This is a genomic window from Pedobacter sp. SYSU D00535, assembly GCF_017355855.1.
GTDB lineage: Bacteria > Bacteroidota > Bacteroidia > Sphingobacteriales > Sphingobacteriaceae > Desertivirga.
Window position 1 is genome coordinate 253601 of record NZ_JAFEWD010000002.1, and the last position, 19154, is coordinate 272754.

General features: G+C 43.7%; 16 protein-coding genes. 7 read left to right on the plus strand and 9 right to left on the minus strand.

Annotated features, from left to right (window positions below):
• Positions 1-13 precede the first annotated feature (13 nt).
• From J4N23_RS05580 to J4N23_RS05590, 3 genes are read left to right on the plus strand one after another with little or no spacing between them, the layout of a single operon-like run.
• A complete protein-coding gene (locus J4N23_RS05580; protein WP_207426039.1) occupies positions 14-502 on the plus strand; it encodes a hypothetical protein in 489 nt (162 codons plus the stop codon).
• Positions 502-1191: a DUF2490 domain-containing protein gene (locus J4N23_RS05585; RefSeq protein ID WP_207426040.1), complete on the plus strand. Its 690-nt coding sequence runs from the start codon at positions 502-504 to the stop codon at positions 1189-1191. Before J4N23_RS05580 ends, J4N23_RS05585 begins: the two co-directional genes overlap by 1 nt.
• A 1-nt stretch (position 1192) precedes the next feature.
• The gene (locus J4N23_RS05590; protein WP_207426041.1) at positions 1193-2176 is read left to right on the plus strand and encodes an aldo/keto reductase; all 984 of its coding nucleotides are present in this window, start codon (positions 1193-1195) and stop codon (positions 2174-2176) included.
• Between the two features lie 47 nt (positions 2177-2223).
• On the opposite strand, the gene J4N23_RS05595 is transcribed toward J4N23_RS05590, so the two are convergent.
• From J4N23_RS05595 to lpdA, 9 genes are all read right to left on the minus strand, one after another.
• The gene (locus tag J4N23_RS05595) at positions 2224-3012 is read right to left on the minus strand and encodes a PhzF family phenazine biosynthesis protein (RefSeq protein ID WP_207426042.1); all 789 of its coding nucleotides are present in this window, start codon (positions 3010-3012) and stop codon (positions 2224-2226) included.
• Positions 3013-3371: 359 nt separating this feature from the next.
• On the minus strand, positions 3372-3827 hold the full coding sequence (locus J4N23_RS21215; RefSeq protein WP_370527240.1) for a PhzF family phenazine biosynthesis protein: 456 nt from the start codon (positions 3825-3827) through the stop codon (positions 3372-3374).
• Positions 3752-4390: an ATP-binding cassette domain-containing protein gene (locus tag J4N23_RS05605; RefSeq protein ID WP_207426043.1), complete on the minus strand. Its 639-nt coding sequence runs from the start codon at positions 4388-4390 to the stop codon at positions 3752-3754. Before J4N23_RS05605 ends, J4N23_RS21215 begins: the two co-directional genes overlap by 76 nt.
• 332 nt (positions 4391-4722) lie before the next feature.
• Entirely contained in the window at positions 4723-5391 is a 669-nt protein-coding gene (nfi, locus tag J4N23_RS05610) for a deoxyribonuclease V (protein ID WP_207426044.1), read from the minus strand.
• 100 nt (positions 5392-5491) lie between these two features.
• A complete protein-coding gene (locus J4N23_RS05615) occupies positions 5492-6352 on the minus strand; it encodes an RNA polymerase sigma factor RpoD/SigA (protein ID WP_109415596.1) in 861 nt (286 codons plus the stop codon).
• Between the two features lie 167 nt (positions 6353-6519).
• Positions 6520-6894: a co-chaperone GroES family protein gene (locus J4N23_RS05620; protein WP_207426045.1), complete on the minus strand. Its 375-nt coding sequence runs from the start codon at positions 6892-6894 to the stop codon at positions 6520-6522.
• A 240-nt stretch (positions 6895-7134) separates the two neighbouring features.
• Positions 7135-7971 carry an MBL fold metallo-hydrolase gene (locus J4N23_RS05625; RefSeq protein WP_207426046.1) on the minus strand — a complete coding sequence of 279 codons (837 nt, stop codon included), beginning with the start codon at positions 7969-7971 and terminating at the stop codon, positions 7135-7137.
• Between the two features lie 75 nt (positions 7972-8046).
• Positions 8047-8364 (minus strand): multidrug efflux SMR transporter, encoded by a 318-nt coding sequence (locus tag J4N23_RS05630; protein ID WP_207426047.1) that lies wholly within the window; start codon positions 8362-8364, stop codon positions 8047-8049.
• Positions 8365-8489: 125 nt separating this feature from the next.
• Positions 8490-9878 (minus strand): dihydrolipoyl dehydrogenase, encoded by a 1389-nt coding sequence (gene lpdA / locus J4N23_RS05635; protein WP_207426048.1) that lies wholly within the window; start codon positions 9876-9878, stop codon positions 8490-8492.
• A gap of 307 nt (positions 9879-10185) precedes the next feature.
• Here lpdA and J4N23_RS05640 point away from each other — a divergent pair, with 307 nt between their 5' ends.
• The 4 genes from J4N23_RS05640 to J4N23_RS05655 all read left to right on the plus strand — a co-directional run bounded on the left by J4N23_RS05640 (position 10186) and on the right by J4N23_RS05655 (position 18999).
• A complete protein-coding gene (locus tag J4N23_RS05640) occupies positions 10186-12789 on the plus strand; it encodes a TonB-dependent receptor (protein WP_207426049.1) in 2604 nt (867 codons plus the stop codon).
• A gap of 10 nt (positions 12790-12799) precedes the next feature.
• Entirely contained in the window at positions 12800-13966 is a 1167-nt protein-coding gene (locus J4N23_RS05645) for a hypothetical protein (RefSeq protein WP_207426050.1), read from the plus strand.
• A gap of 76 nt (positions 13967-14042) precedes the next feature.
• Entirely contained in the window at positions 14043-15482 is a 1440-nt protein-coding gene (locus tag J4N23_RS05650; RefSeq protein WP_242689129.1) for a DNA/RNA non-specific endonuclease, read from the plus strand.
• A 232-nt stretch (positions 15483-15714) separates the two neighbouring features.
• Positions 15715-18999 (plus strand): TonB-dependent receptor, encoded by a 3285-nt coding sequence (locus J4N23_RS05655; RefSeq protein WP_207426051.1) that lies wholly within the window; start codon positions 15715-15717, stop codon positions 18997-18999.
• The last annotated feature ends 155 nt before the right edge of the window (positions 19000-19154 follow it).

The following is a 19154-nucleotide window of genomic DNA, read 5'->3' on the forward strand; positions in this document are numbered from 1 at the left end:
GTACATTGGTTCTATGGAAGAGTTTTTGCCGTTTTTGATCGGTATTGGTTATTTCGTTTACAAAACGTACGAAAACTATAAGCAAGAGCAGGAGAAGGCACGTAAGCGGAATCCTTCAAGGCCGGTGATTGATGTCGACCCCGAAGAGTTGTTTGTGCCGGAGAAACTCGAAAAGCGCCCTATTGATCTTCCTGCTAAGCAGCAGCCTGCTGATGTAAAAGGCGACTACGAACGGAAAAGAGTAGAGGAGAAATACCGGGAAGTAACCAGACCGGAAGTGGCTAAAGAGCCCGCTTATCAGACCTTTAAAGAAGTTAAATCCGATTTATATAATCCGGAGCAGGTTTCAGAAGAGACACTTCGGAGCAGGTCTATCCATAAAAAACACAATCACGGTAAGGTAGCTCTTGCTCTTCCGCCTGAAAGCCCTGCAGAAACTTTCGAATTTGACATGCAGCAGGCTATTATCTATGATGCCATTTTAAATCGTGCTGAACATTAATGTTGTTATTTCGCTTTATGCCCCGGATGGTACTGGCCGGGCTTGTTGTTTTTTTATGCCTGCCAGGTTCAGCACAAACTGTTCAGCGTGGAACCGAGTTCTGGCCCCAATATTATGTAAATTTTGCCCTCGACTCGAACTGGTCGGTCGCCAGTGATTATTCCCATCGCTATGCGGAGTTTAATCAGCGAAATCAATGGATCGGCAGGGTGGGTCTCCAGTATCAGATTTCCCCGACCTTTAGTGCTTCAGTCGGCTATGCGTATTCAGAATATTTCTCGGGCAGCTCCGTTCGTAGAGAGAACCGACCCTGGCAACAACTGCAACTCGTCAACAAGTTTTCGGGCTTTCTGCTGCAGCATAGACTTCGATTGGAGGAACGTTTTAACAAGGACAATAGGGGTGAACGCTTCAATTACCGCCTGCGGTTCCAGCTGCAGCTTCATGTTCCTGTCCTGCCTCAGCAAAAGCTGACCGCTTTTATCTCGGAGGAACCTATGGTGAACTTTGGAAGCGAAGTGACGGGAAAGAAGTTCGATCAGAACCGGATTCAGGCTGGTTTGCAGATTAAGCTGGTAAGCAGGATTTATTTTACTCCAGCCTATCAGCATACCTTTCAACTTCAGGCAAACAAAACCGATTTCAAAAGTCTTCATATCCTGAGAACAGGATTTACCTATAAAAAATAACATGGAATACAGAAGACTTGGAAAATCAGGATTGCAAGTAAGCGCTCTGTCATTGGGAAGCTGGCTGACTTTTGGTAAGCAAATCACAGACGACGTAGCCGATCAGCTGATGAGTTTGGCGTATGAAAACGGGGTTAACTTTTTTGACAACGCCGAAGGATACGCTGGGGGAAAGGCGGAAGAGGTGATGGGAAAGATCTTGAAAAGCAAGAATTGGGATCGCGAGTCTTATCTCGTGTCCAGCAAGGTGTTTTTTGGAGCCGAAGTAAAAGGTCCGAACCGGGTTGGACTTTCCAGAAAGCATGTGATTGAAGGATGCCATGGATCATTGAGACGGCTTCAGGTTGATTATCTCGACTTATATTTCTGCCACCGTCCGGATAGGAATACCCCCATCGAGGAAACCGTTTGGGCAATGAATACCTTGCTGCAGCAGGGAAAGATTTTGTACTGGGGGACTTCCGAATGGAGTGCGGCAGAAATCCTGCAGGCAATAAAAGTGGCAAAAGAGAATCATCTTATCGGTCCTACCATGGAGCAACCGCAATACAATATGTTGGTTCGGGAGAAGCTGGAAAAGGAGTATGATCTGCTGTTTCAGGACTACGGCCTGGGCACGACCATCTGGTCGCCGCTGGCCTCAGGTGTACTTTCGGGAAAGTACAATAACGCCAATCCTACAGACACACGTCTTCATTTGGAAGGCTTAGACTGGCTGAAAAATATAAGCCTTGCAGAGCAAAACCTCGCAAAGGCGAAGAAAATTCAGGAAGTAGCAAACGATCTTGGTGTGAGCATGCCCAAACTGGCAGTCGCCTGGTGTTTAAAGAACAGAAATGTTAGCACCGTGATACTTGGCGCCTCGAAAGTTGAACAACTAAGAGAAAATATTACTGCAGTAGAAGTATTGCCGCTGCTTAGCGATGAGGTTATGTCCCGACTGGAAGCGATACTGGAAAATAAGCCGGTAATTCCGTCGTATTAACTTGCAAAATCAGGCGCCGGAGCTTTGTCGGGCGCCTATACTTCCCTTCAGATGTAGATCTGCCCCTTTAAATACGTCACTGCTTTTCCTGACATTAATACGCGTTCCCCCTGCAACTCGCACCAAAGTTCGCCCAACCGGGACGAGACCTGATAGGCGTGTAAAGCGTTTTTCTGGAGTTTTTCTGCCCAGTAGGGGATGAGGGTACAATGTGCTGAACCTGTCACCGGATCTTCTGGGATACCTGCTGCGGGAGCGAAAAAGCGTGAGACAAAATCGCTTTGCTCTCCTTTTGCCGTTACAATAATTCCCAGCGTATCTATTTGAGATAAAGCATTAAAATCGGGTTCCAATGCTCTGACAATCTCTTCGGAATCGTAAACCATCAGGTAGTCCCTGGAGCGAAGTACTTCTTTAGGTTGAACTCCTCCCAGGGCCTCGATAAGCCCTTCTGGTATCATGCATTGTTCAGGGACTCTGGAAGGAAAATCGAGCGTGTAAAGGTCGGCTTTTCTGCTTACTGTAAGAGTGCCTGCTTTTCGGGTTACAAAATCAATTGAGGTAGCCTCATACCCTAGTTCTGTGAATAAAATATGCGCAGAAGCGAGGGTTGCATGTCCGCATAGATCCACCTCCTTTACCGGGGTAAACCAGCGTAATTCGAATGCATCGTCCTTTTTTACAAGAAAAGCTGTTTCTGCCAGATTATTCTCAGCTGCTATTTGCTGCATGGTTTCGTCGGGAAGCCATTCCTGCAGGGGACAGATTGCGGCAGGATTGCCTCTGAAAAGTTTATTTGTGAAGGCATCTGCCTGATAAATGGGAATAGTTGTCATGGGAGGTCGGGAATATAGTTGTATTGGATTAGATCAACTTCTGTTTCAATTCGGTAAATAGCCTTATTATGCAATAATACAACTCTCGAGCTAATTTGAAGCAGGGAGCTCCAGCTAGCTCCGACTACTGATCCTACTTTGCCGGAAAATCCTCCGTTAGCACCAGTTTTTAGCGTTGCGTAGTTGTGATAAATAAGTACTCTAGATACCAGGTAATTCACCGCTGGTTCAGCTTATATTCAAATATACTTATCCTTTAGAAAATACACTTAGTTCGCTTGGGGTTCGCGCGAAGTTAACCCCTAATCTGTCGCGTTAGGTACGGGTTAAGTACGCGTTATAGTCGGGTGAGAACGGCGTTAAGAGAGAGGAGAAAGATACACTAAGAGGAGGTTAGGGCGGGGGAAAGCTTTCTTCCTTCCTGGCACTTGATCTACAGAAATGAGAGAGGTCGAGAAGGTTATGGTATCCCCGTTAAAACCTAAATCAGTAAACAGGATGTGCGCTTTAGCGAGAGCGGCATGGCCGCAAAGATCGACCTCTTTCCTGGGAGTGAACCACCTTAGCTTAAAGCCTTCTCCCTTGAGGATAAGGAATGCAGTTTCAGCCACGTTATTTTCAGCCGCTATCCGCTGCATCGTCTCTTCCGGAAGCCAGTCCTTAAGCGGGCAGATTGCAGTAGGGTTTCCTCCAAAGGTTGATCGATAAAGGCATCCGCGTGATAAATAGGTATCGCATCTTAATCGGGTAAATAATTGTACAACACTAATTCGGCTTCTGATTTGATCTGGTATGTCGACTTGTTGTGCAGTAATACGATTCTGTCGCTTATTTCGAGTAGGGGTCGATAGAGATGGTCGGTGAGTACGATACCTCGTTTTTTCGATGCGATTTTAATTAGTTTTTGGATGATAGCAATGTGAAGAGGAGCGACACCCGAAAATGGCTCGTCTAGTAAAACGTAGTCAGCTGGCCGGGACAGTAACCAAATCGTCTCCATAAGTTTTAATTCTCCACCTGACAATGTCTGTAATTTTTTGCCGGAAACCTGGGGTAGAAAGGCTGTCATTTCAGGAATAAGATAGTCTGTGTTAATGTCTTTCAGGAGTTTCTCGATCGCTATAAACCCGGGGATGAACGTAGTTTGGGGAAGGTAGGCGATGCTGTTTTTAAAACCCTGCCTTACGATCTTTCCATCCAACTTCATGTGCATAAAATCAGCTCGTTGCGTACCGAACATGATCTTCAGTAAGGTTGATTTTCCAGAGCCATTCCGCCCGAGTAGTCCTACCACTTCTCCTTTTGAGCAGCTAAGGTAACATCCGCACAACACATCCTGGTTGCCGAAGCTATGTTGGACGCTGTCAATTTCGAGCATCGGTAAGAAATTTTAACACCGCTATCGTTAATGTGGAAATGATAAAGTCCGCAAGAAAGACCTTGAAAAATAATAATAGTTCTGATTTCGCATAGTTGAGAACAAAATACTTGTACTTGCGGATAAAGGGTCTTGAGAGGATGAAAAGGCAGAGGAAGAGTACTGTCTTCACAAATAGATAAAGAGCTATATCAGGCAGGGTCAGAAACAACCAGAGAGTAATGAGGTTTAGCACAACTATCCCTGGAAGATAAAGTCGGAAGTAAATTATGAACAGGTTCACGTCTGAAAAATACAGCCTTTAGACCTCCGGATATAAAGTTTAACATACTTTAACCATTTCGTCTGGCCTCATTTACCATGAGGTGGGCCAGTCTGGTCGGTTCGGGAATTCTGTATTTGCCCGAGCATCGTTTAATCAAATCCACACTCTGTTCATGGGTGAGCAGGTGTCCGGCAGAAATGAAGACCGGCTTGCAATTCCTTTTCGTGCGTAGAACCGTACCGATTTGTTCGCCTTTATCTGTAAGTGGACTTGCTCCGAAGACTTCATTCGGGGGTTCAGAATAGGAACCTGTAAGCAGCGTTTTAGCACAGCCAAGGGTAGGCGTATTGGTGGTGATGCCGAAGTTGGAGGCAATTCCAAGTCGCCGGGGATGCGCTACTCCGTGCCCGTCTGTTACCAGCACGTCCGGTTTCAGTTGTAGCTGGTTCCAGGCCTCCAGCAAGGCAGGCATTTCCCGGAAGGCAAGTAAGCCGGGGATATAAGGGAAGTCTACGGTAGTAGTTACGGTAGTCTGTTCAATTATTTTCAGATCCGGTAGCTGCAGCACTACTATACCTGCAAAGACAATATTGGAGTATTTATTGAACGAGATGTCAGCTCCGCCTACTGTCTTTATTTCTTTCTCCCAGAAAGTTAATCGTACTTTTTTTTGAAGTTCTTTTTGAAGGGCTACGGCTTCAGTAGGTGTAATGGTGTTATAGAATCTGGAGGACATAAGCTAGCAACAAGCGGTTTAGATAGTGGTTTTTGTTCCAGAAAAATCCAATAAAAAAGGCTTCCTTTTGGGGAAGCCTCTGTCAGTTTCGATAATTTACTTATCCTAAATAAGATTTTAATATTTTGCTTCGCGATGTGTGACGAAGACGTTGCAGCGCCTTGTCTTTGATCTGACGAACGCGTTCGCGGGTAAGGTTGAACTTCTCCCCAATTTCCTCAAGTGAAAGCGGGTGATTAGTTCCGAGTCCGAAAAATAAAACGATAATTTCACGCTCACGCTCTGTTAGCGTTTGAAGCGATCGTTTAATTTCTTCTGAAAGCGATTCGTTGATCAGATTGCTGTCGGTATTCGGATCGTCATTTTCCAATACATCCAGCAGGGTGTTTTCTTCGCCCTGCACAAATGGCGCATCCATAGAAACATGGCGGCCAGAATTGCTTAGCGTGTCAGAAATCTTGTCAACAGTTGTTTCAAGGATATCTGCCAGTTCTTCCGGAGAAGGCTCGCGTTCGTATTCTTGTTCAAGCTTTGAGAAAGCTTTACTGATTTTGCTTAAAGATCCTACCTGGTTAAGGGGTAATCTTACAATACGCGATTGCTCAGCAATAGCTTGTAAGATCGATTGACGAATCCACCAAACGGCGTAAGAAATAAATTTAAAACCCTTCGTTTCGTCAAAGCGCTTAGCGGCTTTAATCAAGCCCAGATTTCCTTCGTTGATCAGGTCACCTAATGTTAAACCCTGATTTTGATATTGTTTTGCTACAGATACAACGAAACGTAAGTTGGTTTTTGTGAGGCGTTCCAGGGCGGCCTGGTCTCCTTCGCGAATTTTTTGAGCAAGAATTACTTCTTCCTCAGCAGTAATTAAGTCTACCTTACCAATCTCATGAAGATACTTGTCGAGTGATTGCGACTCGCGATTGGTAATGGATTGTGTTATCTTGAGTTGTCTCATTTAAATTATGATACCCCTTTCTTAAGCGTGTGCAAAGTTAGCAACTTTTGTAGCTTTAACGGTAAATAATGAAAAAAGTTGTTATTAAAAAATCTTTACAAAGTCAACCCTTAATAACAAAAATCATTCCACCATTGTTTAGAATTAGTGCTTTTCGAGAGGGCTTGCTAGAAATCTTCTTCTCTTTCTAACATGAGGATAGCACTCTGCGGAACGATAAAGTATTTCTCGTTCTGGTACATCACTTCAGTAGAGGCGTTTTGCAGGAAGATGGCCAGGTCTCCTTCCTTGGCCTGGAGCGGAATGTATTTTACTTTCTCTTCCCGTCCCCTCCATGCCTCATCCTCATCAGTTGGAACGGGGATGGGATAGCCGGGGCCGGCTTTGATGATATAACCTTGTCTTACCTTTTCTTTTTCTTCGACCCCGGGTGGAAGAAAAAGGCCGCTAGCTGTTTTCTCTTCTGGTTTTAATGGTTTGATGAGCACCCGGTCTCCAACTACAATCAGTTTTTTCAATTTATTATCTGGTGTAATTTCCATGATGCAAAAATATCAAAGCAGGGACTTTTAGAAAAGGGCGAGACATATAATTTACCCTTTGATGAATTTTTTAACGAGCGGCTACAGTGATTGAAATGACTGCTGACTTTTTTAGCCCGGATTGCAGCGAAAAGCCCGCAACGAAGGCAGGGTTCCGGGCAGGGTGAGGACTTGTAGCGTAAAGCCGGACTGCAGGTGACTGGAAAGCGGAAGCTGTTGCTCCTGATCAATTCAAATCAGTTATAGTTCTTCCAGCTTGAACGTTTCTGCTATGCGAATTCCTTTTTCTGTTTCTGTTACTGTGCAGCACTCCGTAAGAGCGTCATGCTGGAAAATCAGTACATAGTCATTGGAAAAACCTTCCTGCAAAAAGTCTTTCTTCTCTGCCATTGATTGTAATGGGAATACATCGTAACCAGCGACATAAGGCACGGGCATATGACCGGCAGTCGGAATGAGATCGGTTGTAAATACGATGGTTCGGTTTTTCCAGCGCACTTGTGGGAGCATCATAGAGTCAGTATGGCCGCTTACCATTTTGATCTGTATATCAGGGGGAAAGCCGGCCTCGGTTTGATCAATGTACTGCAACTGACCTGATTCCTGCAGGGGAAGGATGTTCTCTTTTAAAAAAGAAGCCTTCTCGCGATCGTTTGGGTTGATTGCCCAGTTCCAATGTTTGCTATTGGTCCAATAGATTGCGTTTTTGAAAGCTGGGCTCAATTTTCGGTCAGAGAGGGCAACAGCGCCGCCGACGTGGTCGAGGTGCAGGTGTGTGAGGAGAACATCAGTGATATCATCGGGATGGAAGCCATTTTTCGCCAGGGATTTTTGCAATGTATCCTCTCCGTCGAGGTGATAATAACTGAAGAACTTCTCACTCTGCTTGTTTCCTATGCCCGTATCTACAAGGATCAGCCGGTCGCCATCCTCAATAAGAAGGCTTCGCATAGCCAGCGAACAAAGGTTGTTGCTATCGGCGGGATTTGTTTTCTGCCAGATGGATTTAGGGACAACGCCAAACATAGCGCCGCCATCAAGCTTAAAAAGACCAGTTTCTATAGTGTAAAGATTCATTGAGATTTTTCAATTAGCCAAATGTAATGGTCGGGGCACTAAAATAAAAAAGCGCTAGGTCACATTTGGAGCTGATTATTTAGAGACCATTTTCAAGCCAAGTATGGAAGCAATCAGCATAAACAGAAAAAAGATACGCCAGAAGTCGGAAGGTTCTTTAAATAAAAATATACCGACCAGGACTGATCCTGCCGCTCCTATACCGGTCCATACCGCATAGGCTGTGCCTATGGGCAGCGTTTGAACTGCTTTGTTAAGCAGTATGAAGCTTAAAGTGATGCAAATAAAAAAGCCAATACTCCATTTGGTGTTGCTGAAGTTGTTGGAATATTTAAGACAAGTAGTGAAACCAACTTCAAATAAACCACCGAGAATTAGAAATAACCAGGCCATTACGTTTACGGTTTGATGATCTTAGATGTACGATTTTAGTCGCTGATTGTTTAAAAAAGAAAGACCTGCGAAAATCGCAGGTCTTGTTAACTATCTATACGTTGAGAATTAACTCAACGAGATTCTTACAGGTGAATTACCTCTCCGTAAGCATCAGCAGCAGCCTCCATAATGGCCTCGCTCATAGTTGGGTGAGGGTGTACTGATTTGACGATCTCCATACCAGTTGTTTCCAGTTTGCGGGCAACTACTACTTCTGCAATCATTTCAGTTACGTTGGCACCAATCATATGGCAGCCTAGGAACTCGCCGTATTTAGCATCGAAGATCACTTTAACAAAACCATCTTTATTGCCGCCAGCACTGGCTTTGCCGGATGCTGAGAATGGGAATTTACCTACTTTGATCTCATAGCCCGCTTCTTTGGCAGCTTTTTCAGTGTAACCAACGGAAGCAATTTCAGGAGAGCAGTACGTACATCCAGGGATGTTGTTGTAATTCAAAGGTTCCGGATGGTGTCCGGCGATTTTCTCCACGCAGATGATTCCTTCAGCAGACGCTACGTGAGCAAGCGCTTGTCCTGCTACAATATCTCCGATAGCATATACACCAGCAATATTGGTGCGATAAAATTCATCCGTAACAACTCGTCCGCGATCTACTTTTACGCCAACCTCTTCCAGTCCGATGTTCTCGATGTTCGGAGCGATACCCACAGCAGAAAGTACGATGTCTGCTTCAAGCGTTTCTACTCCTTTCGCTGTTTTTACAGATGCTTTACAGCCTTTTCCGGAAGTGTCAACCGACTCTACGCTGGAGTTAGTCATGATATCAATTCCGGCTTTCTTTAGGCTGCGCTCCAGTTGTTTTGAGATTTCCTCGTCCTCAACAGGAACAATTCTATCCATGAATTCAACCACAGTCACTTTAGTACCCAGTGCGTTGTAGAAATAAGCGAACTCGATACCGATAGCACCAGAACCCACTACGATCATGCTTTTTGGCTGCTCGGGTAGATTCATCGCCTGGCGGTAGCCGATGATTTTTTTGCCATCCTGTTTTAGGTTAGGAAGTTCTCTGGAACGAGCTCCTGTAGCCAGGATAGTGTGTTTAGCGGTGTACTCTTTGCTGGAACCATCGGCGGCCTTTACTTCCACCTTGTTTCCTTTTTTGATTTTTGCAGTTCCCATGATCACGTCGATCTTGTTCTTTTTCATCAGGAACTGAATACCCTTGCTCATGCCGTCAGCAACGCCGCGGCTACGCTTAATAACTGCACCGAAGTCGGCTTCGCCACCTTGTACCTTGATGCCGTAATCGGCAGCGTGGTTAATGTATTCAAACACCTGAGCACTTTTTAAAAGAGCTTTAGTTGGGATACAGCCCCAGTTCAGGCAAATGCCTCCCAGTGATTCACGTTCTACAACTGCGGTCTTTAAGCCAAGCTGTGCTCCGCGAATTGCAGCCACATAACCTCCGGGGCCACTTCCAATAACTATTAAGTCGTAATTCATGAGAATTTTTATTGTTTAAATTTTTGAACCGGGCAAATCTACAAATTGTGAAGCTTTTGAAGAAAATAAATACGGGCTTACAATTCAAATAGGAAAAAGTTTTCGACGGGTTTTTGCTTTTTCTCGTTTCTTGGAATGATTTTCAATAAATAGACATTTTTTTTGCTAAAAGTTAAAGATTGTATGGGATCACTTTTCTTCTTAACATTATTTTAATATAACTTTTTAGAAAATTTAAATCCATGTAAGTATCTTTGCGCCATTAATTTCAAAATATTTTCACATTATTCAAATCACCAAAATTTTTATGAGGAAACTATACGTTTCGTTTATCACGGCAGCAATTCTATTGCTTACGGCGGTGACAGGATTTGCTCAGGGATTGGTAAAGGGTAGGGTAATTGATGCCGTAACCAAAGAACCTCTTCCAGGGGCCTCAGTTTTAGTTAAAGGTACTGCCAAGGGTGGCTCAACTAAGCTTGACGGTACTTTTTCTATTAATGTTACCGAAACTAATTCTGCAACATTAACATTCAGCTTTATTGGTTATGTAACTAAAGAATTGGACGTTACAGGTATTTCTGGTACTAAAGATGTGGGTAGTATATCTCTGGAGTCAAGTGCGAATCTTTCTGAAGTAGTAGTAACTGCTAATAACGTGGCAATCGACAGGAGAACGCCGGTAGCTGTGTCTAGTGTTGGATCCGTTCAAATTGAAGAAAAGGCAGCGCAGCAGGAGTTTCCCGAGTTGCTGAAATCGACACCGGGTGTTTATGCATCAAAAGGAGCTGGAGGTGGATACGGAGACTCAAGGATCAATATGCGAGGTTTTCAAAGCGCGAATATCGCTGTGATGATAAACGGTATTCCTGTTAACGATCCCGAAAGCGGCCGGGTTTTCTGGTCAAATTGGGCAGGATTAACGGATGTTACCCGGTCAATGCAGGTCCAAAGAGGTCTGGGAGCTTCTAAAGTAGCAGTGCCTTCTTTGGGTGGAACTATCAATATTCTTACTCGCGGCACCGAAGCAAATGGAGGCGGTTTTATTCAGCAAGGCTTGGGGAATAATAACTATAGCAAAACGTCATTTCTATTCTCCACAGGTCTAAATGAAAAAGGCTGGGCTTTTTCAGCGATGGGATCGAGAACGAGCGGAGACGGTTGGTTTGAAGGGTTGGCCTTTGAAGCTTATAGCTATTTTTTCAATGTGTCAAAATTAATCAATAAAAGCCATACGCTTTCCCTTACAGGCTTTGGTGCTCCGCAGTATCACGGGTCTAGATTCGAGCGTTATACTATTGATTACTACCGCAACGCACCTCAGGGGATAAGAGTTAATCCAAATTGGGGTGTATTGAACGGGAAGGATAGAACAATTAGTGGAAACTTCTATCACAAACCTCAGGCGTCTTTGAATCACTATTGGACAATTAACGAAACATCATCGCTTTCAACTGCCGTTTATGGATCCATTGGTCGGGGAGGTAATGAATTTCCAAACAATGCGAATCTGTTTTTGGATACCAGGGTTAACGGCGACAAGTACTCACCTGTTGACCTGAATGCACTGGTGGCGCAAAACGTTGCCTCAACTGACGGACGAGCTGTTGCTTATTTGCAGTCGAACAGAAATGACCATGAGTGGTACGGACTATTAAGTACCTATACCAGAAAACTTAACGACAAGATTGACTTGTTGGCGGGCTTGGATTTCAGAAACTATAAAGGGATAAAATACAACTCGGTAAGGAATCTACTCGGAGCTGAGTACGTAATGGAACAATACAACCTTTCGTCCTCTGGAACAAATGCTGGAAATATAAATAATCCTTTGAACAGGGCCAAAACAGGGGATAAAATCCAATTTCATAATGACGTAATCGTGTTGTGGCAAGGTGGATTTTTGCAAGGTGAGTACACGGACGGGCCTCTTTCGACCTTTGTGTCCCTCGCCGCTTCAAATACATCCTATAAGAGGAAAGATTATTTCCGGTATTTAAACACGGATCCTTTAAGGGAGAGTGATTATGTGAATTTCTTTGGTTATCAGGCAAAAGGAGGAGCAAACTATAACCTGACGAGGAATCATAACGTTTTTGCAAATCTTGGATATTTCGAAAAGGCACCGTTCTTCAGCGCTGTATTTGTGAGCAATCAGAATGTTCCTAATAAAGACGCCGAAAAGGAGAAAATTTTGAGCTACGAATTAGGATATGGCTACAGAAGCCGTTCACTTTCAGCAAACCTTAATTTATACCGTACAAATTGGAAAGACAGATCCAGTACAAGAAGCCTTTTAGGGAATGACGGTAACTTTTATACTGCCAATCTCCTGGGAGTAGATGCTCTTCATCAGGGGGTGGAGTTGGATTTTAAATACAATCCATTTAAAAACCTGACGTTAACGGGAATGATCTCTGTAGGAGACTGGACCTGGTCTAGTAATCTGAATCGTGTTGAGGTTTTTGATGCAGCAAGTAACTTAGTTGTTTCAGAGGGGCCAATTTACACAAAAGGGATAAAAGTTGGCGACGCTCCGCAGACAACGGGAGCACTTGGTCTTGACTTTACTGTTACACAGGGAATCAAAATTGGCGCTGATTATAACTATTATGGCAGCTACTATGCTTCATTTCTTCCTACCGACATAAGAGAGGAGAACTTGCAGCCATGGCAGGTTCCAAATTACTCTCTGCTCGATTTGAATGCGGTATTTAAATTTAAGCTGGCAAATCTGAATACTTCATTATTCTTCAACGTGAACAACGTTTTAAATACTGAATACATATCTGACGCGAATGCTCAGTTCAGACAGGTAACAAACGGTCCTGATATTAGCGATGCTGCAAATTCGCAAGTATATTTCGGCGCGGGTAGGACGTGGACAACTGGTTTAAAGGTCAATTTCTAAAGAAGTTTATATGAAAAATATTATTTATTCACTTACAGGATTAATACTAGCTCTATCTTCATGCGATCCGATGGATGATGTTTATGCTGAGCTGGATAACCTAGCAACAACGCAAGTTGTTCACACGTTGTCGGACGCCGACTATAGGTTCTTCAAAGATAAACAGGGCGTTCCTGCTTATGTTAATACCGGTCTATATTTTAAATCGGAGGATGAAGCTGCGACAGCAATTCCTTTGTTTTTGAATGCATATTATGGAGATTTAAAAGACGGATCTTCTGTCTCAGTAAATTACAACCGCTATAGATATGCTTTCACTAATAATAGTATTTCTGACAGGTTTCCTGCTTATACTTTAGCAACGACGGACTATGCTTTAGGAGGGACGAATTTTACAAATTTTGACAGATGGTCCCAAATTGAGACTTTTCTTAAAGCGAAGTATACTAGGAGTGTTGATGATAAGACCGCTCTGAAAGACGGTAGCTTGACAACATTAACGTTCACCGCTTTCAACACCAATACAAATCCCACAAGCAAGCAGGTAACTGATGTGTATTTTTATAAAAATGGACAATGGTACGACACCTACCTCGTATCTCCAGAGGAATACACTTCTGTTGACAGGGGACGTTTTAATAATTTCATTGCAGCAGATCAGGCAATACTTCCTGACTACTTCAACAAATTCCTCAAAGCAAAGATCGTAGGAGCTAAAATAAACGATCTTATTTATGTTAGCTTTTCCAATAGGCCTCAAAGTACAACCACTCAAGATGTGATGGGAATGGTTTATGATGGTGCTAATTGGGTGAAGGCAGTAGACAATGCCACAGGAAGAGAGACTTCTACATTGAAGTTTGCGAAAGATGATGGGAAATGGATTGCTGATCGTACGATAGAATACACGCTAACAACTACTGACTATACAGAAATTGGCAAGATAGTAACTGATGCAGGAGCTAAAGCAAGTATTGAAAGGTACGGTAATTTCGATTTGAGGCTATTTACAGAAGATGACGTGATTAAGTATCTCGCAGCCAGATTAAAAACGTTGTTTGGCAATGCTTCCGTTGGCATGAAGTATAAGGTGTTTTATAAGACTTTTAATCCTTCAGGAACTGACGATTTGACGTTTATAGTAAATGCAGCCGGTAACTTCGAGGTTGTAAAATAACAAATTCACCCTTCCTATCTCAAATAGGGAGGGTGCTTTTATATCTACCTACTCTTATTTTATACATTATCTTTTTATGAAGTCAAAATTCATGCTTTTTACTTGTAGCATGGTTATTGTCATGTCTGCTTGTTCTAAAAAAAGTAATTCTGCTTTAGCTGGTCCCGAGGAGCCGGGAACTGAAATACCTTCTACGCCAACACCGACATCCTATCTAATAACTGAAACATTTGATTTAGGGGTGAAAGGTTCTTACGCCGCTGGCGATGTAAATTTGATTACCGGATCCTGGAACTTTACTGACGCCCTGATCGGCGATCTTCCTGCTGACAGAAAAGAAGGAACCAAATCCGTAAGGATTAGACAGGGAAGTATCAGCATGAACTTCGATATATCTGGCCTGAAGATGTTGTACATCAAGCATGCTAAGTATGGTAACGATGCTGCCTCTACCTGGCAATTATTGATGTCAGTGGACGGCGGTGAATTTACTAAAGTAGGTAACGACATCGTTGAAAATAACACCAGCCTGGTTACCGATTCTTTTGCTGTTAATGCATCGGGGAAAGTTCGCTTCAAGATACAGAAGACGGGGACAGCTCGTATTAACATTGACAATATTGCCTTTCGGGGAGCTGGTGATCCCGGTATTGTGATAGGCCAGCCCGACACGCCCGACGAGGAGACTCCCGGTGCCGGGGAATCTGAGACGGCACGTGATGTAACGGCAGGCCCGGATGCGCAGCCCGCGAGTGGCGACAATAGCAATTTGCTTTTCGGAAACCCTTCCGGTGCGCAAACCAATGTCTTGTTTGCCGATAATTATTTGATCGATCAGAAGTACTACGTACAAAGTTATAGTAGTACCAGGGCCACCCCGAACTGGGTAAGCTGGCACCTGGGAGCGGAAGATATCGTGCCAGTTTCAGGTCGTCAGGATAACTTCGCAGCCTGGTCGGGCTTGCCAGCTTCCTGGTATCGTGCAGAAAGTACCAGCTATCAATACAGCAAGTACGGCTTCCAGCGGGGGCACAATGTTCCTTCCGCCGACAGGACTTCATCTGTCAATGCAAACCTTTCTACCTTCCTGATGACAAATATTATTCCCCAGGCTCCTAATAACAATGAGAAGGTATGGGCAGATTTTGAAAATTATTTGAGAGGACAGGTAGCAGCGGGAAATGAGGCCTATATTATCATGGGTAGTTACGGAACCGGAGGAACAAGTGCGCTTGGTACCTTTGATAAGATTGCCGATGGAAAAATTACTGTTCCCTCTAACATTTGGAAAGTTGCTGTTATTATTCCGTCAGGTAATAATGATTTAAGCCGCGTTTCTCCAACCACTCGGGTTATTGCTATTAATACTCCCAATAGTAACAGCTTAGATCTCGATTGGAGAAAGTATATTGTAACTATAAAGAGTATAGAAACCGCGGCACATTTGAACCTCCTTTCGAACTTACCCCAAAACCTTCAGGATGTTTTGGAGGTTAAGAGGGATTCGGGGTATTAATTATAGTACTCTTTGCGAGAGAACTATCAAAGGAGAAAATGTTCTCCTTTGATAGTTGAGATCAAAAAGCGATTTCAGAAAGTCTGATTATATGTTCTATTGAAACAAGCGTAAAGCTTTTCGCTTTTAGTTTCATATTTAACAGTAATTTAATCCGACTATTGTTAAAGTCTAAAGATTGCTCGCTACTTTTGCGCTCGAGATATAAAACTCTATGATGAAAAAAACCGCTATGAAAAAATCCTTACTTTTTTTTCTGTTTTTTGTATTCTCTGTCTCGTCTTTGTTAGCTCAGGTGACTACCAGTAGTATCACCGGTTCGGTAAAAGATGCGCAGGGGGAGGCATTGATTGGGGCGACGGTAAAGGCGACCCATGTTCCTACCGGAACGAACTATGGAGTGTCCACGAACGTGCAAGGTCAGTTTACTATTGCAAACGTGAGGGCGGGCGGACCGTATCGTATCGATGTTTCGTATGTTGGCTTTCAGCCTCGTACGTTCACTAATATCACTCTCCGTTTGGGCGAACCTTATGTGTTGGAGGTTCAGCTTAGCCAGTCAGGACAACTGGAAGAAGTGGTGGTTTCAGCTGAAGCATCGCGTTTAAACACAAATAGAACGGGTGCGAGCACTAACGTTAATACTGCTCAACTAAATAATCTTCCAACAATAACCCGGAGTTTAGAGGATTTTACGCGACTTACTCCACAGGCGAACGGAGTGGGTTTCGCTGGTAGGGATAACCGGTTTAACAACTTGCAGGTAGACGGTGCGAATTTCAATAATGCGTTTGGAACGAGTTCTTCTGATCTTTTGCCCGGAGGGGCTACGCGTCCCATTTCTTTAGATGCAATTGAGGAGCTACAAATCAATATCGCACCTTACGATGTTCGTCAGTCAGGCTTTACGGGTGCAGGTATCAATGCGGTAACCAGGAGCGGCTCCAACCAATTTTCAGGATCAGCGTATATCTTCTATCGTAATCAGGATTTAAGAGGGACAAGAATTAGCGGTGAGCGAGTACCGAACCCTGATAACAGTACCAGAAGTTACGGTTTCCGTTTGGGTGGCCCGGTCATTAAAAACAAATTGTTCTTTTTCGCCAACTACGAAAATGAAAATGAAATATTTCCTGGTATCAACTGGATTGCCAGTCGTCCGGGTTTAACAGGCAACAACGTAGCCAGAACAACAGCAGCGGACCTTGAGCGCGTAAGAACCCATTTAATCAATACCTATAACTATGATCCCGGAGCATACGAGAACTATGCGAACGAGTTTAACAATAAGAGCGACCGGTTTTTAGCTCGCCTTGATTGGAATATCAACAACAATCACAAATTCACTACGCGCTTCAACTATGCGGAAGGAACCAGCGATGACGTGGTGAACGGAAATTCGGGACCTAATCCAAGATCGTCATCCAACCGGGTTAGCTCTAATTCATTGGCTTTTTCCAATTCGAATTTCAGCTACTTAAATAAGATTGCTTCTGTAACGGCCGAGCTGAACAGTACTTTATCTTCGAGGTTGTCAAATCAATTACTTGCTACGTATAGCCATAGTCAGGCAACCCGTAGTACTCCTGGTAGTCCGTTTCCATTTGTGGATATCTGGAATGGAAACAGTAACTATATGAGTTTTGGTACTGAGCTTTTCTCTGGAGCCAATGATCTGATCAATGATAACTATACTTTTATCGACAACCTTACTTATACGGCAGGAAGGCACACCTTCACAGGGGGATTAAGTTACGAGCAGATCCGTTATAAAAATCTTTATCAGCGTATGGCGACTTCTTACTACAGATACGCTTCTGTAGATGATTTCATCAACAATGCTCAACCAACCTCCTACGGTATTACTTATGCTTATCAGGGACAGGATCCGTATGTTCAAATTAACTTTGGTATTGCGGGAGCTTATTTTCAGGATAGGTTAGCAGTAACTGATAATTTTGATTTGACAGTGGGATTAAGAGCAGAGCTTCCTCTTTATCTTAATGACCTGGACGCCAACCCTGCAATTGACAACCTGGAGTTGCTTGATGTGAACGGCATTCAGACCAAGTATTATCCAAGCGGACAATGGCCTAAGTCGAAAGTAATTCTATCTCCACGCGTAGGTTTCAATTATAACGTCTTTGGCGATGGTTCACTTAAACTTCGCGGAGGAACCGGAATTTTTGCAGGACGAGTGCCTTTTGTATGGTTAACGAATATGCCGGGCGGTACGGGCCTAATCCAAAACCAGTTAGAGCCTGTAGGCTCAGATGTTCTCCCCGGAATCCGATTTAATCCGGATCCGATGTACTGGGTAAATAACGGTCCGTCCAACGTGTTCCTAAAAACCCCAAGTTCCGGAACACCAAGTAGCATTTCATTAGTTCATCCTGATTTCAAGATGCCTAAGATCTGGCGTAGCAGCTTTGGTGCTGATTACCTAATTCCGGGTACACCACTGGTTGCCACAACAGACTTATTATATTCTAAAGATATCAACGCCATCTACCAGTTCAACGCCAACAGGAGACCAGCTCCTATGCAGATGAACTATTCAGGCGACAGACGCGATTTCTGGAATGGAAGTGCAAATTCCAGATATAACGCGGGAACCGGAAATACCACTGCTGTTCTTGCAAATACCAATAAAGGATATTCCTTCTCTGGAACAATCGGTCTTTCTATCCCTCAACGGAAAGGGCTTTCAGGAGGAATTTACTACACCTACACGGATGCAAGGGACGTTTCTGGAAACCCAGGATCATCGGCTTCTTCTGCTTGGGCCAACAACTACTCCATAAATGATCCAAACGAACAGCTGTTGGGAATTTCGCAATACTCTATCCCTCACCGAATCGTAGGAAATATTTCCTACAGGAGAGAATATGTGAAGCACCTGGCTACCACGGTATCTTTGTTCTATGATGGTGCTAATCAGGGCAGGTTTGCTTATACAACGGGCGGTGATCTCAACAGAGACGGTGTTTCTTTAGATCTCCTTTATATTCCGCGAAGTGCCAACGAGCTTACCTTTGCACCAATTCTGGGTAGCAATAACGCTGTTTTGTTTACAGAAGCTCAACAGCGCGAGGCTTTTGAAAGGTTTGTGAATAACAGTAAGGCTCTTTCAGACAGCAGGGGAGACTATGTATTAAGAAACAGTGGATTGATGCCTTGGTTGAACCGTTTTGATTTCAGACTACTTCAGGATGTTTTCACAAACGTTGCAGGTCGTCGGAATACCTTACAGCTGAGTTTTGATATCCAGAACGTAGGTAATTTAATCAACTCGAACTGGGCGGTGCCAGATCTGCTAACAACCGGAGCTCCAAATCAGAACTATAACTATCCATTGTTGAACGTGACTAACGTGAGCGCGACGGGCGTTCCTACGTTCCAGATGGTGACAACTACCATTAATGGTCAGACCGTTTTACCAGAGCGGCCGTTCCGCGACTACTCTAGTGTAACATCAGCCTGGAGAATGCAATTAGGATTACGGTATACCTTTTAATTATCTGAGATAAAACCTTTTTCGATGGCTGGGCGATAATAAAACGTCCAGCCATTTTTTATTTAAAGCAAGGGCTCATCAAGAAAAACGCCCAATAACTTTAATTGGGTTTTACATTGTCACTTAACTCTTATTTTTGCTGTAAATAATTTAAC